Below are 13,452 nucleotides of genomic sequence, written 5' to 3'. Positions count from 1 at the left end.
CAGCGGTCTCCCTGCACGGGTCATCCACGTCGCTCACCACCCCCAGCATCTCGATGCCGGCGACCCCGCCCGACGGGCGACGGACGTCGCTCCGGTCGACGCTACGCCTCTGGCCGACCACGCACATCGCCCGGACGTACTATCCGTGCGGCCGGCCTCGGGGCCCTGACGCTGACCCGCCGTTAACTAACGGCGGGTCAGCGTTGGGACGAGGGACAGGTACATCACGTGGAGGCCGACGTACCCGCGGGAGGCGGAGCGGAAGGCGCCCGGGACCGTGCCGATGATCTCGAAGCCCAGCGACTGCCAGAGCCGGATCGCGGCGAGGTTGGTCTCGACGACGGCGTTGAACTGGATGCCGCGGTAGCCGGCGTCGCGGTGCCACTGCACGGCGTGCTCGGCGAGGGTGCGGCCGACGCCGCGTCCTCGGGCCTCGGGCGCCACCATGAACGACGCCGTGCCGACGTGGTCGCCGCGGCCGGGGCGGTTCGGGCCCATCTTCGCGCTCCCGAGGACCTGCTCGCCGTCCTCGAGGACGACGGTGCGCCCGGGCGGCCGCTCCATCCACCAGTCGCGGCCGGTCTCCTCGGTGAGGTCGAGGGGGAAGGCGTAGGTCTCGCCGGCGGTGACGATGGCCGAGAAGAACGGCCAGATCCGGGTCCAGTCGGCGTCGGTGGCCTCGCGGACGAGCCCTGTCACCTCACTCCCCCGTCTGCCCGTCGATCGACTCGCGCAGCAGGTCGGCATGGCCGTTGTGGCGGGCGTACTCCTCGATCATGTGGACCAGGATCCAGCGCAGGCTGAAGTGCCCCTCCCCGCGGCTGCTCTCACGGACGGACAGCCGGTCGAGACCGCCGTCGGCCACCGCCTCGGCGAGGCAACGGTCGGAGGCGGCGATCGCGTCGTCGAGCAGGGCGCGCAGCTGCTCGGGGGTGTCGTCGGCGGCGGAGTGCCAGTCCCAGTCGCGGTCGGCGTCCCAGTCGACGCCCTGCCACGGCGCGGCGTCGTCGCGGCCGTGCAGGATCACGCTGAACCAGTAGTCCTCGACCAGCGCGAGGTGCTTGAGCATCCCGCCCAACGTCATCGTGGACGGCGCGACGGTGGCGCCGAGCTGCTCGGAGGTCAGGCCCTCGGTCTTCATCCGCAGCGTGTCGCGGTGGTAGTCGAGGAACTGCTTGAGGGTGTCGTGCTCGCTCGCCCGCAGGTCGGGGTCGACGCGACTGTCGGTGGTCACGGCCGCAACCTAGCCCGCGACCGGCCGGTCGAGCACACGGATATCGGGGCGCCGGTCGGTGATGCAGTACGGCGCGCCGGCGGGGTCGGCGAGGACGGTCCAGCCCGAGCGGACGTGGAGCACCTCGGCCCCGAGGTCGACGTGGCGGCAGGTCTCGGCGTGGCGGTCGTCGGTGGCGAGGTCGAGGTGAGCGCGGACCGGACCGTCGGGCTCGTCGAGCCGCTGGAGCAGGATCTGCAGCGGCTGCCCCTCGGGCCGGATCAGCCGCCGGAACTCGGCGTGCTCGGCCGAGCTCCGCAGCTCCCAGCCCGTGACCGCCTGCCAGAAGGCGCACTCGTCGTCGTAGGACGCTGCCGGGATGTCGAGGCAGACCTGGTCGACCACCGAGTGCAGGCCGCCGGGCGCGTCGGAGGGCCACGCCGCCGGCGGCGGAGGCGTGCGGTGGGGGTGGGGCACGAAGCAGAACGTGAAGTCCCCGGGCGAGGCCATCACGACGTGGCTCCCGTGGTGCGCCACGACCCGCGCGCCGTGTGTCCCGGCGTCGGCCACTGCCGCCGCGACGTCGTCGACGTGGAGGTCGAGGTGGATCCGCGGGCCGCCGTCGTCGAGCCGCTGCACCCGGAGGTGGTCCTCGCCGGCGGGCGGCACCAGCGTGGCGAACTCGCCGTGCTCGCCGCGCCACGCGGAACGGCGGTAGCCGGTCACCCGCTCCCAGTGGGTGACCGCGGCGGCGAGGTCGTCGGCCGGGAGGTCCAGGAACGCCGAGATCCAGAACATGCGGTTCACCGTAGCGGGCCGTCCACCCACCGCTCCCCGACCGGTCTGGCGGCGGCGGTGCCGCCGGTCAGCTCGGCGACGGCGGCGTTCAGCGCAGCCTCGGCGTCGGGCTCCACGCCGAGGCGCAGCGTCACCTCGGCGGCGTAGGCGGTGTCGAGGACGACGACCCCCCGGGCCCGCAGCTCCCCCTCGACCCGACCGGCGTCGGCGTGGCCGACGACGAGGTCGAGCTCGTGCACCAGGCGGCGCTCGCGGGTGCCCGACGCGTCGAGGCCGGCGCGCACGGCGTCGCCGTACGCCCGGACCAGCCCGCCGGCCCCGAGCAGCGTGCCGCCGAACCAGCGGGTGACCACCGCGACGACGTCGCTGACCCCCGCGCCGCGGAGCACCTCGAGCATCGGCGCCCCGGCGGTGCCGGCCGGCTCGCCATCGTCGCTCGACCGCTCGAGGCGCGCGTCGGGGCCGAGGACGAACGCCGAGCAGTGGTGGCGTGCGTCCCAGTGCTCGCGCCGCAGCCGCTCGACGACGGCGCGCGCGGCCGGCTCGTCGCCGACACGGCGGACCGTGCACAGGAAGCGGGAACGCTTCACCTCGATCTCCGCCTCGGCGTCGCGCGCGACGACGAGGTAGCGCGTGGTCACCCCCACCACCCGAGCAGCTCGCCGCCGATCCGCAGCACGAACGCGCCGACGACCACGATGAAGAAGACGCGCACGAAGCGGGAGCCGCGGCGCACGGCGGTGCGGGCGCCGACGTAGCCGCCGAGGAGGTTGGCGGCGCCCATGAGCAGGCCGACCTTCCAGAGCACCGCGCCCTGCGGCACGAAGATGCAGAGCGCGGCGAGGTTGGTGGCCCAGTTGGCCAGGCGGGCCTTGGCGCTGCCCTCGAGGAAGCTGTAGCCGAGCAGCCCGACCAGCGTGAAGACGAAGAAGCTGCCGGTGCCGGGACCGAGCGCGCCGTCGTAGAAGCCGATCGCCAGGCCGGTGGCCATCGCGGCTGCCGTGTGGCGGTGGCCCGAGAACCGCAGCTCGGTGCGCTCGCCGAGGGTCGGGGTGAGCACGACGTAGGTGCCGACGACGACCAGCACGACCAGCACCAGCGGGTCGAAGACCGACGAGGGGATGTGGCTCGCGACCAGCGCGCCGAGCATCGAGCCGACGAAGGCGAGCGCCATCAGCGGGCCGAAGGTGCGGGGGTCGGGACGCACCCGGCGGTAGTACGTCGCGCTGCTCACCGTGGTGCCGCAGATCGAGGCGAGCTTGTTGGTGGCGAGGATCTCGACGGGCGCTGCTCCGGGCAGGCCGAGGAGGAGCGCGGGGAGCTGGACGAGCCCGCCGCCCCCGACGACGGCGTCGACGAACCCGGCGGTCAGCGCGGCGAGCGCCAGCAGGACCAGGGTGGTCGTGGTGAGGTCGTCCATCGACGGTCACCCTAGGGTGAGGGGGTGCGGATCGTGTCGTTGCTGCCATCGACCACGGAGGTCCTGTTCGCGATCGGGGCGGGCGACGACGTCGTGGGGGTGACCTTCGAGTGCGACTTCCCGCCGGAGGCGCGCAGCCGCACGATCGTGTCGACGTCTGCGATGCCCGAGGGGCTGTCCGCAGCGGAGATCGACGCGTTCGTGGCGGGGGCGATGGCCCGCGGCGAGGACCTCTACCACCTCGACGAGGGCGCCCTGGCCGGGCTCGACGCCGACCTCGTGGTGACCCAGGACCTGTGCGCGGTCTGCGCCGTCGACGTCTCGGTGGTGGACGACGCACTGGCACACCTCGGGTGCACCGCGGAGGTGCTGACGATCGACCCGCACACGCTCGACGAGGTGCTGGACTCGATCGTGACGCTCGGCCGGGCGACGGGTCACGAGGCCGAGGCGGTCGCGCTGGTGGCGTCGCAGCGGGACCGGCTGTCCGCCGTCGCCGCGCGGGTCGCCGGGCTGCCCCGGCCGCGGGTGATGCTGCTGGAGTGGACCGACCGGCCGTACGCCCCCGGGCACTGGGTGCCGGAGATGGTCGCGCTGGCGGGCGGCGAGCCCGTCCTCGGCCGGCCGGGCGAGAAGTCGGTGCGCGTGACGTGGGAGGCGGTGCACGCCGCGGCTCCCGACGCCGTCGTCGTCGCGCCCTGCGGCTACGACCTCGCGGGAGCCCGGGCCCTCGCCGACGACCTGGTGGCCTCGGGCGTGCTGCCCACCGGCACACCCGTGCACGCCGTCGACGCCAACGCCGCCTGGGCCCGCCCCGGCACCCGCCTCGTCGACGGCGTCGAGGAGCTCGCCCTCCTGCTGCACCCGCTCGCCAGGTCACGCTGATCGGGTCGTGTGCCCGCGAGCACCCCGGGGGGTGGTGTCAGGCACACGACCCGGCACCGGACTGGCGGGCGAGGGCGAGGCCAGCGTCCCAGCCGGGGGCGCGGCCGCCGGTCGGCGGGGCGAGGGTGTCGACGTGGTGGCCACTGACCGCGAGCAGCCAGGAGACCACGGAGTTGGAGTTCCACATCTCGCCGAGGCCGAGCTCGTCGCGGCCCCAGGTGGCGGCGGGCACGTGCGGTGCGGCCTCGAAGAGCCGCCGCAGCCGGGCCGGGTCGGTCGCGAGGTGCATCGGGCCGCCCACGGCCTCGTCGAGGTCGGGGATGGTGCCGTCGCGCCACAGCCGCACCTCGTAGCGGAACCACCGCGACCGGCCGAGCCAGGCCAGTCCGACCGGCCCGGACCGGACGACGCCGCGGTCGCCGTCACCGCTCCACTCCGGCGCCATCTCGACGACGTAGCGGCGCTCGGCCAGCGTGAGCGTGAGCGCCGCGTGGTAGAGGTCGCAGGGCGACCGGTGCTCACGCAGCGCGACGAGCCGCTCGAAGACCCGGCCGTTCCAACGCACCGACCGGCCGCCCGCACCCAGCGGGAGCCAGTACAGGCACACCTCGGCCGCGACCACCCCCCGACCCTGCCAGCCCGGTCCGGCCCCGGCCAGAGGCCGAGGTCCCGGCGGGCGCGGCGGCGACGTGACCTAGATTGGCGCGTGGAGGTGCGGGTGATCACGGAGGCCAGGCTGCGCGACGGCACGCCCACGCTGATCCTGCCGCTGACGCCCCAGGACCGGGAGGCGGTCCGGGCGGGCTTCGAGGAGCTGTCGCCGGAGTCGCGCGAGCGCCGCTTCCTCGCCAGTGTGCCGCACCTGACCGAGGTGATGCTCGACCACCTCGTCGACGACGTCGACGGGATCGACCACGTGGCCCTCGCCCTGGTGGTGATCGGCGACGACCACACCGGAGTCCCGGCGGGGGTCGCCCGGATGATCCGCTACGCCGACAACCCGACCGCCGCCGACGTGGCGGTCACCGTGCACGACCGGTGGCACGGCCGGGGCGTGGCCACCGCCCTCCTGGCGGAGCTGCTGAGGCAGCGCCCGGTGGGAGTGACCCGGATCATCACCACCGTCGCCACCGACAACGCCGCCTCGCTGAAGATGCTGCGCCGGCTGGGTCCGACGCACGAGGAGGCGGCCGGAGCCCGGATCGACGTCGCCGTGGACCTGCCCGACGAGCTGCCCCCGGCGGCCGGGAGCGGGACCTAGGCCTCTGGCCACGGCCGGTCGCCTGCGGCAAGGCTGGACACGCCCGAGCAGAAGAGGCGAGTCGCCTGTGCCCACGCACTTCGAACAGCCCCGTGCCAGTTTTCCGGCGCCTGCCGAGTCGGTGGCCCGGATGTTCTACGACCGCGTCCGCGCCACGCCCGACCGCGAGGCCTACCGCCATCCCCGCGCAGGTGGGTGGACGTCGGTGACCTGGGCCGAGACCGAGGCGATCGTCCGGCCGCTGGCCGCGGGGCTGCTGTCCCTGGGCATCGAGCGCGAGGACCGGGTCGCGATCGCGAGCAACACCCGGGTCGACTGGATCTACGCCGACCTCGCGATCACCTGCGCCGGCGCCGCGACGACGACCGTCTACCCCACGACCGGCGCCGAGGAGGTCGGCTACCTCCTGGCCGACAGCGGGTCGCGGGTGGCCTTCGTGGAGGACGTCACCCAGGTCGCCAAGCTCCGGAGCCAGCGCGACCGGCTGCCGGACCTGGCGCGGGTGGTGACCTTCGACGGCGGGGCGGACGGCGACTGGGTGCTGGGGCTCGACGACCTCCGGGCCCGGGGCGAGCAGTACCTGGCCGAGCACCCGACGGCGGTCGACGAGGCCGTCGACGGCGTCCGCGCCGAGGACCTCGCCACGCTGATCTACACCTCGGGCACCACGGGCCGGCCCAAGGGCGTCGAGCTGCCGCACAGCTGCTGGACCTACATCGGCGCCGGGGCCGAGTCGCTCAACTTCCTCTCCCCCGACGACCTGCAGTACCTGTGGCTACCGCTGTCGCACTCGTTCGGCAAGATGCTCGAGACGGTCCAGCTCCAGATCGGCTTCCCGACCGCGGTCGACGGCCGGCTCGACATGATCGTGGAGAACCTCGGCCAGGTGCGCCCGACGTTCATGGCCGGGCCTCCGCGGATCTTCGAGAAGGTCCACGCGAAGATCGTGCAGACGATCGAGGAGGAGGGCGGGGCGCGGAGCCGCCTGTTCGACTGGGCCTTCGACGTCGGTGACCGTGTGTCGCGGGCCCGCCTCGAGGGTCGCCCGACGGGGACGGCGACGCGGCTGCAGCACGCCGTGGCCGACCGGCTCGTGCTGGCGAAGATCCGCGACCGGCTCGGGGGCCGGATCCGCTTCCTGCTCTCCGGCAGCGCCGCGCTCTCCGCGGACGTCGCCGCCTGGTTCAGCGCCGCGGACCTGCTGGTGCTCGAGGGCTACGGGCTGACCGAGACCAGCGCCGGCGCCTGCATCGTGCGGCCCACCGACCCGGCGTTCGGTCGGGTGGGGCCGCCGATCACCGGCACGGAGGTGAGGCTGGCCGACGACGGCGAGATCCTCGTCCGAGGCCCGAGCGTGATGCGGGGCTACCACGACCGGCCCGAGGAGACGGCCGAGGTGCTCGACGAGGACGGCTGGCTGGCCACCGGCGACATCGGCGAGCTCGACGACCGGGGCCGGCTGCGGATCACCGACCGCAAGAAGGACTTGATCAAGACCTCCGGCGGCAAGTACATCGCGCCGCAGCCGATCGAGGTCCAGTTCAAGGCGACCTGCCCGATCTCCAGCCAGATCCTGGTGCACGGCGACGGTCGCAACTACGCGACCGCGCTGGTGGCCCTCGACCCCGAGGCGCTGGCCCAGTGGTGCCGGGCGCACGACCTGCCCGACGACGACGTCGCGGCGATGGCCGGCTTCCCCGCGGTGCGCGACTACGTGCGGCAGTGCCTCGACGAGGTCAACGCCGGGCTCAACCGCTGGGAGACGGTCAAGGACTTCCGGATCCTCGACGCCGACCTGTCGGTGGAGAAGGGCGAGCTCACGCCGAGCCTCAAGGTCAAGCGCCGGGTCGTCGAGGACGCCTACCGGCCGCTGCTCGACTCGATGTACGCCTAGCGCACGGCAGGGCCGAGGGGCACCGCGCGACGGGACCCTCAGTCGCCAACCCAGAAGCCGCGCCCACCGAACCAGTCGCCGTACTGGCCGCCCGGCCCGCCGCCGGAGGGGCCCCGGGAGCCGAGGTAGGACCCGACGACGGCGGCGCCGAGGTCGTCGAGCTCCGGTGCCACGACCCGCCCGTCGACGCGCGAGGCCATGGAGTCGATGAACCGGGCGAGGCCGGGGTCCTCGCCGAGACGGAAGAACGTCGTCTGCGCGCCGAGGCGGAACGCGTTGTCGAGCTCGCGCACGGCGTAGGCGACGGTCAGCGGGTGGGGCGGGTAGGAGAACCACACCTCGCCGTCCGGCTCGAGGTGTGACGTGGGCTCGCCGTCGGTCACGATCAGCAGCACCGGCTGCGCGTTCGGGTGCTTGCGGAAGTGGCGGTTGGCCAGCAGCAGCGCGTGGTGGAGGTTGGTGCCCTTGTCCCACATCGCGTCGAGCGCGGTGAGCTGCTCGATGTCCATCACCTCGGCGTGCCGGCCGAAGCCGATCAGCTGCAGGTGGTCGCCGCGGAAGCGCGAGCGGATCAGGGTGTGCAGCGCGAGCGCGGTGCGCTTCATCGGCACCCAGCGCCCGTCCATCGCCATCGAGAACGACGTGTCGACGAGCAGTGCCACCGCCGCCTGGGTGCGGGCCTCGGTCTCGGTCACCTCGACGTCGCGGATGTCGAGGCGGAACCCGCCCCGGGGGTCGCGGCCGTCGGCGACGGTGCGGCGTACGGCGTTGGTCAGCGTGCGTGTGACGTCCCAGGGCTCGGTGTCGCCGAAGGTCCACTCGCGCGTCGCGCCCGAGGGCTCCCCGGCCGCGCCGGCCTGGCGCAGGTCGCGCTGGCCCTGTCGGCCCGACATCCGCCGGGCGACGTCGCGCAGCAGGGCCTTGCCGAGCTGGCGCATGCCCTTCGGGCTCAGCCGCAGCTGGCCGTCCGAGCCGCGCTTGAGGTAGCCGGTGTCGCGCAGCGCCTGCTCGAGCCGCTGCAGGGTGCGGGCGTCGACCGCCGCCCGGTCACCGAGCTGCTCGGCGAGCTTGTCGAGGTCGACGTCGTCGAGCCGGGCGCCGTCGTAGGACTGCGCGAGCTGCTCGGAGAGCGCGTCGAGGTCGGCGAGGTCCTGCAGCACGCCGGTGCCGTCGCCGAGACCGAGGCCCTCCTCGCCGTCGAAGCGCTCGGAGCCGCCCCAGTCCTCGCCGGGGCGCAGCGACTGGAGGTTGCCGTCGAGCCGCGACAGCGACTCCATCAGCTGCGGCGACCCGAAGGCCTGCGAGGCCAGGGCGTCGAGCTCGTCGCGCTGCTCCTGGGTCATCGAGTTGCGCATCCGCTGGGCCGCGGCCGCGCGCTGCGCGAGAGAGTCGAGCAGCTCGTCGACGTTGCTCGGGCCCTCGGGGAAGAAGTCGCCGTGCTTCTCCATGAACTGCTCGAACTGCTCGGTCGTGTCCTCGCCCCGGCCGTGCGACTCCAGCAGGTCGTTGAGGTCCTCGAGCATCTCGTTGACGCGGCGGCGGTCGTCGTCGGTGGCGTTCTCGAGCGCTTGCTTCATGCCGGCGAACCGCTGGTCGAGCATCTCGCGGCCGAGCAGGTCCTTGATCTTCTCGAAGTCCTCGCGCGCCTGCCGCGACTGCCAGTCGTACGACGACAGCTCGCTCACCGCGGCGGCGGTCGAGGCCGGCAGGTTGTCGAGCTGCATCTCGCGGAAGGCGCGGTCGGCGTCGTCGAGGTCGATGTCGCGGGCGAGCTGGCCGCGCTCCTCGAGGAGCGCGTGGTCGAGCAGCTCGCGCACCTCACGCATGGTGCCGTCGAGGTCGTGGCGCTGCAGCAGCTCGCGGCGGCGCTCGGCCACCTGGCGGGCGAGGTCGTCGAGGCCCGTCTGGCTCTGGCCGCCGCGGCGCAGGAACTCGCGCATCGCCCGCTCCGGGCTGTAGCCCGCCATCACGTCCTCGCCGATGGCGTCGAGCGCGTCGGCGAGGTCGACGGGCGCCGCGAGCGGGTCGGGGCCGCCGTCGTAGCGGCCGTAGCGGGACCGGCGGGTGTGCTGCGTCATCGCCGCACCACGGGCACCCCGGCACGCAGTGCGCGGGGGATCTCGGCCACCTGGTCGACGGCGGCGAGCAGGGCCTCGCGGTCGTCGCCCGACAGCTCGGCGTCGAGCTCCACGTCGTACTGCACCCCGGTCGACGTCCAGCCCTCGTCGAAGCCTCCCTCGGCGACGACGGCGACGCCGACCAGCGGCAGGCCGCGCCGGTCGGCCTCGCGGTAGAGGTCGTTGAGCACGCACAGCGCGACCGCGGCGTGCAGCACGTGACCGCCGGTGCCGGCGCCCTCGACCACCACGCCTGCGTCGCTCCACGCGTGGGGCAGGGCGAACCCGTCGGCCGGGTCGCCGCGGAGGCTCCCGGCCGTCGCCCGCACGCGGAACGGTTCAGCCATAGACGGTCTCCCCGCCGCCCGTCTCCTTGCTGATCTTGCGGGCGAGGTAGAGCCCCTCGAGCGCGAGCTCGATCGCTCCGGCGCGAGTGCCGTCGGTGGTGGCGCCGAGCCGGTCGCAGACCTCGTCGTAGAGCTCCGACTCCCCCAGCACCGGCAGGCCGGTGAGGAAGTCGCGCGCGGTGACCTGCTCGCCGGTGGTCACCATGATCCCGCTCTCGATCGCGTCCACGAGCAGCGCGAAGTCGATGCCGCGGAAGTGCGACCGCACGGTCTCGGCGGTCGCGGTGCGCAGCAGGTGGTCGAGGATCTCGCGCTCGCGCCCCTCCTCGCCGGTCTCGAACTCGACCTTGCCGCCGAGCACGTCGACGGCGGTCTCGAGGTCGACGACGCGGGCCACGGCCTCGTCCTCGCCCTCGGTGGTGGCGCGGTGGAGGGCCGCCGCGGCGATCGTCTCCGCGCCGGCGATCGCGAAGCGGGCGCTGACGCCGCTGCGCTGGTCGACCGCGCTCGACTCGCGCAGGTTGCGCGTGAAGCGCGCCAGGATCTCCAGCAGGTACGGCGGCACCTCGGCCACGAGGTGCGACTCCTGCAGGATCACCGCCATCTCGTCCTCGAGCTCGACGGGGTAGTGGGTGCGGATCTCGGCGCCGAAGCGGTCCTTGAGCGGGGTGATGATCCGGCCGCGGTTGGTGTAGTCCTCGGGGTTCGCGCTGGCGACGACGAGCACGTCGAGGGGCAGCCGCAGCACGTAGCCGCGGATCTGGATGTCGCGCTCCTCCATCACGTTGAGCATCGCGACCTGGATCCGCTCGGCGAGGTCGGGCAGCTCGTTGATCGCGACGATGCCGCGGTGGCTGCGCGGGATCAGCCCGAAGTGGATGGTCTCGGGGTCGCCGAGGGTGCGGCCCTCCGCCACCTTCATCGGGTCGACGTCACCGATGAGGTCGGCGACGGAGGTGTCGGGGGTGGCCAGCTTCTCGGCGTACCGCTCGTCGCGGTGGCGCCAGGCGACCGGCAGGTCGTCGCCGAGCTCGGCGGCGCGGCGCTGGCTCTCGACGGTGATCGGCTCCTCGGGGTGCTCGCCGAGGTCGGAGCCGTCGATGACGGGCGTCCACTCGTCGAGCAGTCCGACGAGGGTGCGCAGCAGGCGGGTCTTGCCCTGACCGCGCTCGCCGAGCAGGACGACGTCGTGGCCGGCGATCAGCGCGCGCTCGAGCTGCGGGACGACGGTGTCCTCGAAGCCGTGGAGGCCGGGCCAGGGGTCCTCCCCGGTGGCGAGCTTGGTGAGCAGGTTGTCGCGGAGCTCCTGGCGCAGCGGCTTCGGCGCGTGGCCTGCCGCGCGGAGCTCACCGAGCGTGCGAGGCGTGGGAGCGGGAGAGTGCGTCACGGATTCACACTACGGAGCGCCGTCAAGGGCGCTGGGTGGCAACCGTAGGCTCGGCCGGTGCGCTCCCCCGCCTTCGGTGATGCCTGCCCGTGCGGCTCCGGCACCCTGTACGCCGCCTGCTGCGGCCCGCTCCACCGCGGCCGCGGGCTCCCGGCGACCGCCGAACGCCTGATGCGCTCGCGGTACGCGGCGTACGCGCTCGGCGAGACGGCGTACGTCTTCCGGACCTGGCACCCGCGCACCCGGCCGGCCGACCTGTCCGCAGCCTCGCCGGGTCTCGTGTGGACCGGCCTCGAGGTGCTCGACACGGTCGCCGGAGGACCGGACGACGCGAGCGGCGAGGTCGAGTTCCGCGCGCACCACCAGGGCCCGGGCGGCACCGGCGTGCTGCACGAGCGCAGCAGGTTCGAGCGGCGCGGTGGCCGCTGGGTGTACGTCGACGCGGTCGGCTGACCGGAGCGGTCAGACGGGCTGCTCCTGCGGCTGCGGGGCGAGCGGCACCACCGCGACCGGGCAGGTCGCGTGCTCGACGACCGACGCGGCGACCGACCCGAACAGCACCGACGACGCGGCGCCGCCGTGGTGGGCGCCGACGACGACGAGGTTCATCCGCTCGCCGAGGCGCACCAGGCAGTCGTCCGGCATGCCGCGCGCGATCTCGGACCGCACACGGACGTCGGGGAACTTCTCGGTCATGCCGCTCATCGACTCGGCGAGCAGCATCCGCTGCTCCTCGAGGCCCGCGCCCTCGGCGACGATGTGGGCGCCGGCGGTGGCGGCCTCGGCGTCCCATACGCAGTGGAGGACGGTCAGCGGCAGGTCGCGCAGGGAGGCCTGGCGGTAGGCGAACTCCAGCGTGGGGAGCGAGAGCTCGGTGCCGTCGGCGCCGACCACCACCCCCTGACGGACCAGGCCGGGGTTGCCGGGGCGCATGACGACGACGGGGCACTTCGCGTGCCGGGTGACGGCGACGCCGACCGAGCCGAGGAGCAGGCTGCGCACCGGCCCGCGGCCGCGGGACCCGAGCACGACCATCGCCGCGTCGGCGGACAGCTCGAGCAGCAGGTCGCGGGGGTCGACGACGCGCTGCACCTCATGCACCTCGAGCCCGGGCGCGCGGCGCTCGACCTCGGCGCGGGCGTCCTCGAGCACCTGCTGCGCCTCGGTGCGGGCTCCCTCGAGACCGACCCGGTGGTCGGAGCCGTTGGGGTCGTGCCACACCGCCACCGGCCCCGCCACGGCGTGGGCGAGGGCGATCGGGCGGTGCTCGGCGACGGCCTGGTCGATGGCCCAGTCGATCGCCCGTCCGGAGGACTCCGAGCCGTCGACCCCGACGACGATCGAACCGGGCACGACGCCGTGCCGATCGCGTTCCCTGTTCTGCTCGGTGGTCATGGCGTCCTCCTGTGGTCCGTGGTCGACCCCGTGTGGTCCTCGTGGCTCCACTGTCGCGCCGGCGAGGAACCGCAGGTCAGGGTCGCCGGACCCGCACGTCGGGACCAATGGCCCTGCGGGTGGGACCCCTCCGGCGGAAAGAATCAGGGCACGGTTCCAGACCACCGGTGCCGGTGACTCCCGGGACGGAGGTGCCCCGATGCCTGAGCTGCACGAGCTGCGGTACTCCGAGTGCGAGGCACTGTTGCGCGCGGGCGTGACCGGGCGCGTCGCCTTCGTCGAGGACGGCGGACGGCCGGTGATCGTGCCGGTCAACTACGCCGTGGTCGGCAACGCGATCGTGATCCGGACCTCGCCGTACAGCCTGCTGGGCACCCACGCCCGCAACACCCCGATGGCCTTCGAGGTCGACCAGTTCGACTACGTCAACCACCGGGGCTGGAGCGTGCTCGCGCGCGGCACCAGCAAGGTGATCAAGCACGAGGACGAGATCGAGGAGGTCCGGCGGGTCTGGGAGCCCCAGCCCTGGGCCGGCGGCAGCCGCTCCATGTGGGTGCGCCTGCGCTGGGACGACCTCACCGGCCGCCGCCTCGGCGAGGGCTGGGACCCGCTCCAGGGCACGCCCGTCCGCCGTTCGCTCTGAGCCCTCGCGGCCGGGTAGGTGCAATTCACGGGGCGGACCTGATCGGTGAGTGCAACACCCTGCGATTGTTGGGTGTGTCTTGTGGCTGGTCC

The 13,452-nt window shown here is 73.8% G+C and carries 15 protein-coding genes; 5 read left to right on the top strand and 10 right to left on the bottom strand.

Annotated features, from left to right (window positions below):
- Nucleotides 1-186: 186 nt before the first annotated feature.
- The 5 genes from ACFPGP_RS11400 to ACFPGP_RS11380 are packed head-to-tail and all read right to left on the bottom strand — an operon-like array spanning nucleotide 187 to nucleotide 3,431.
- On the bottom strand, nucleotides 187-699 hold the full coding sequence (locus ACFPGP_RS11400) for a GNAT family N-acetyltransferase (protein WP_378590173.1): 513 nt from the start codon (nucleotides 697-699) through the stop codon (nucleotides 187-189).
- A 1-nt stretch (nucleotide 700) separates the two neighbouring features.
- Nucleotides 701-1,234 carry a DinB family protein gene (locus tag ACFPGP_RS11395; protein ID WP_378590172.1) on the bottom strand — a complete coding sequence of 178 codons (534 nt, stop codon included), beginning with the start codon at nucleotides 1,232-1,234 and terminating at the stop codon, nucleotides 701-703.
- A 9-nt stretch (nucleotides 1,235-1,243) separates the two neighbouring features.
- Entirely contained in the window at nucleotides 1,244-2,011 is a 768-nt protein-coding gene (locus tag ACFPGP_RS11390) for a VOC family protein (protein ID WP_378590170.1), read from the bottom strand.
- Nucleotides 2,012-2,016: 5 nt separating this feature from the next.
- The gene (locus tag ACFPGP_RS11385) at nucleotides 2,017-2,652 is read right to left on the bottom strand and encodes a YigZ family protein (protein WP_378590168.1); all 636 of its coding nucleotides are present in this window, start codon (nucleotides 2,650-2,652) and stop codon (nucleotides 2,017-2,019) included.
- Entirely contained in the window at nucleotides 2,649-3,431 is a 783-nt protein-coding gene (locus ACFPGP_RS11380; protein ID WP_378590167.1) for a sulfite exporter TauE/SafE family protein, read from the bottom strand. The genes ACFPGP_RS11385 and ACFPGP_RS11380 overlap by 4 nt, the downstream gene beginning before the upstream one ends.
- A gap of 24 nt (nucleotides 3,432-3,455) precedes the next feature.
- On the opposite strand from ACFPGP_RS11380, the gene ACFPGP_RS11375 reads away from it, so the two are divergent.
- A complete protein-coding gene (locus ACFPGP_RS11375) occupies nucleotides 3,456-4,316 on the top strand; it encodes an ABC transporter substrate-binding protein (protein ID WP_378590165.1) in 861 nt (286 codons plus the stop codon).
- Nucleotides 4,317-4,353: 37 nt separating this feature from the next.
- Here the strand turns inward: ACFPGP_RS11375 and ACFPGP_RS11370 are convergent, their stop codons facing one another.
- Entirely contained in the window at nucleotides 4,354-4,938 is a 585-nt protein-coding gene (locus ACFPGP_RS11370) for a hypothetical protein (protein WP_378590163.1), read from the bottom strand.
- Nucleotides 4,939-5,022: 84 nt separating this feature from the next.
- Between ACFPGP_RS11370 and ACFPGP_RS11365 the strand changes: the two genes are divergently transcribed.
- Together ACFPGP_RS11365 and ACFPGP_RS11360 are read left to right on the top strand one after the other, a co-directional pair.
- Nucleotides 5,023-5,577 (top strand): GNAT family N-acetyltransferase, encoded by a 555-nt coding sequence (locus ACFPGP_RS11365; RefSeq protein ID WP_378590162.1) that lies wholly within the window; start codon nucleotides 5,023-5,025, stop codon nucleotides 5,575-5,577.
- Nucleotides 5,578-5,707: 130 nt separating this feature from the next.
- Nucleotides 5,708-7,471, top strand: a complete 1,764-nt coding sequence (locus ACFPGP_RS11360; protein ID WP_378590160.1) for an AMP-dependent synthetase/ligase — start codon at nucleotides 5,708-5,710, stop codon at nucleotides 7,469-7,471.
- 38 nt (nucleotides 7,472-7,509) lie between these two features.
- Here the strand turns inward: ACFPGP_RS11360 and ACFPGP_RS11355 are convergent, their stop codons facing one another.
- Genes ACFPGP_RS11355 through ACFPGP_RS11345 form a run of 3 tightly spaced genes read right to left on the bottom strand, consistent with a single transcriptional unit; the run spans nucleotide 7,510 to nucleotide 11,322 of the window.
- Nucleotides 7,510-9,549, bottom strand: a complete 2,040-nt coding sequence (locus ACFPGP_RS11355; protein WP_378590158.1) for a VWA domain-containing protein — start codon at nucleotides 9,547-9,549, stop codon at nucleotides 7,510-7,512.
- Nucleotides 9,546-9,935 carry an OsmC family peroxiredoxin gene (locus ACFPGP_RS11350; RefSeq protein ID WP_378590156.1) on the bottom strand — a complete coding sequence of 130 codons (390 nt, stop codon included), beginning with the start codon at nucleotides 9,933-9,935 and terminating at the stop codon, nucleotides 9,546-9,548. Before ACFPGP_RS11350 ends, ACFPGP_RS11355 begins: the two co-directional genes overlap by 4 nt.
- The gene (locus ACFPGP_RS11345; RefSeq protein ID WP_378590154.1) at nucleotides 9,928-11,322 is read right to left on the bottom strand and encodes a magnesium chelatase; all 1,395 of its coding nucleotides are present in this window, start codon (nucleotides 11,320-11,322) and stop codon (nucleotides 9,928-9,930) included. The genes ACFPGP_RS11350 and ACFPGP_RS11345 overlap by 8 nt, the downstream gene beginning before the upstream one ends.
- Before the next feature lie 57 nt (nucleotides 11,323-11,379).
- Here ACFPGP_RS11345 and ACFPGP_RS11340 point away from each other — a divergent pair, with 57 nt between their 5' ends.
- Entirely contained in the window at nucleotides 11,380-11,775 is a 396-nt protein-coding gene (locus ACFPGP_RS11340) for a YchJ family protein (RefSeq protein WP_378590152.1), read from the top strand.
- A gap of 9 nt (nucleotides 11,776-11,784) precedes the next feature.
- Here the strand turns inward: ACFPGP_RS11340 and ACFPGP_RS11335 are convergent, their stop codons facing one another.
- Nucleotides 11,785-12,717, bottom strand: coding sequence for a universal stress protein (locus ACFPGP_RS11335; RefSeq protein ID WP_378590150.1), 933 nt, complete (start codon nucleotides 12,715-12,717; stop codon nucleotides 11,785-11,787).
- 199 nt (nucleotides 12,718-12,916) lie between these two features.
- On the opposite strand from ACFPGP_RS11335, the gene ACFPGP_RS11330 reads away from it, so the two are divergent.
- Complete coding sequence (locus ACFPGP_RS11330) at nucleotides 12,917-13,360, top strand: pyridoxamine 5'-phosphate oxidase family protein (protein WP_378590148.1); 444 nt, start codon at nucleotides 12,917-12,919, stop codon at nucleotides 13,358-13,360.
- Nucleotides 13,361-13,452 lie beyond the last annotated feature (92 nt).

The sequence above is a fragment of the Nocardioides taihuensis genome (assembly GCF_042657275.1).
Lineage (GTDB): Bacteria > Actinomycetota > Actinomycetes > Propionibacteriales > Nocardioidaceae > Nocardioides > Nocardioides taihuensis.
Note: the sequence above shows the minus strand (reverse complement) of the source record. Positions and strands in the feature narration are given on the sequence as shown.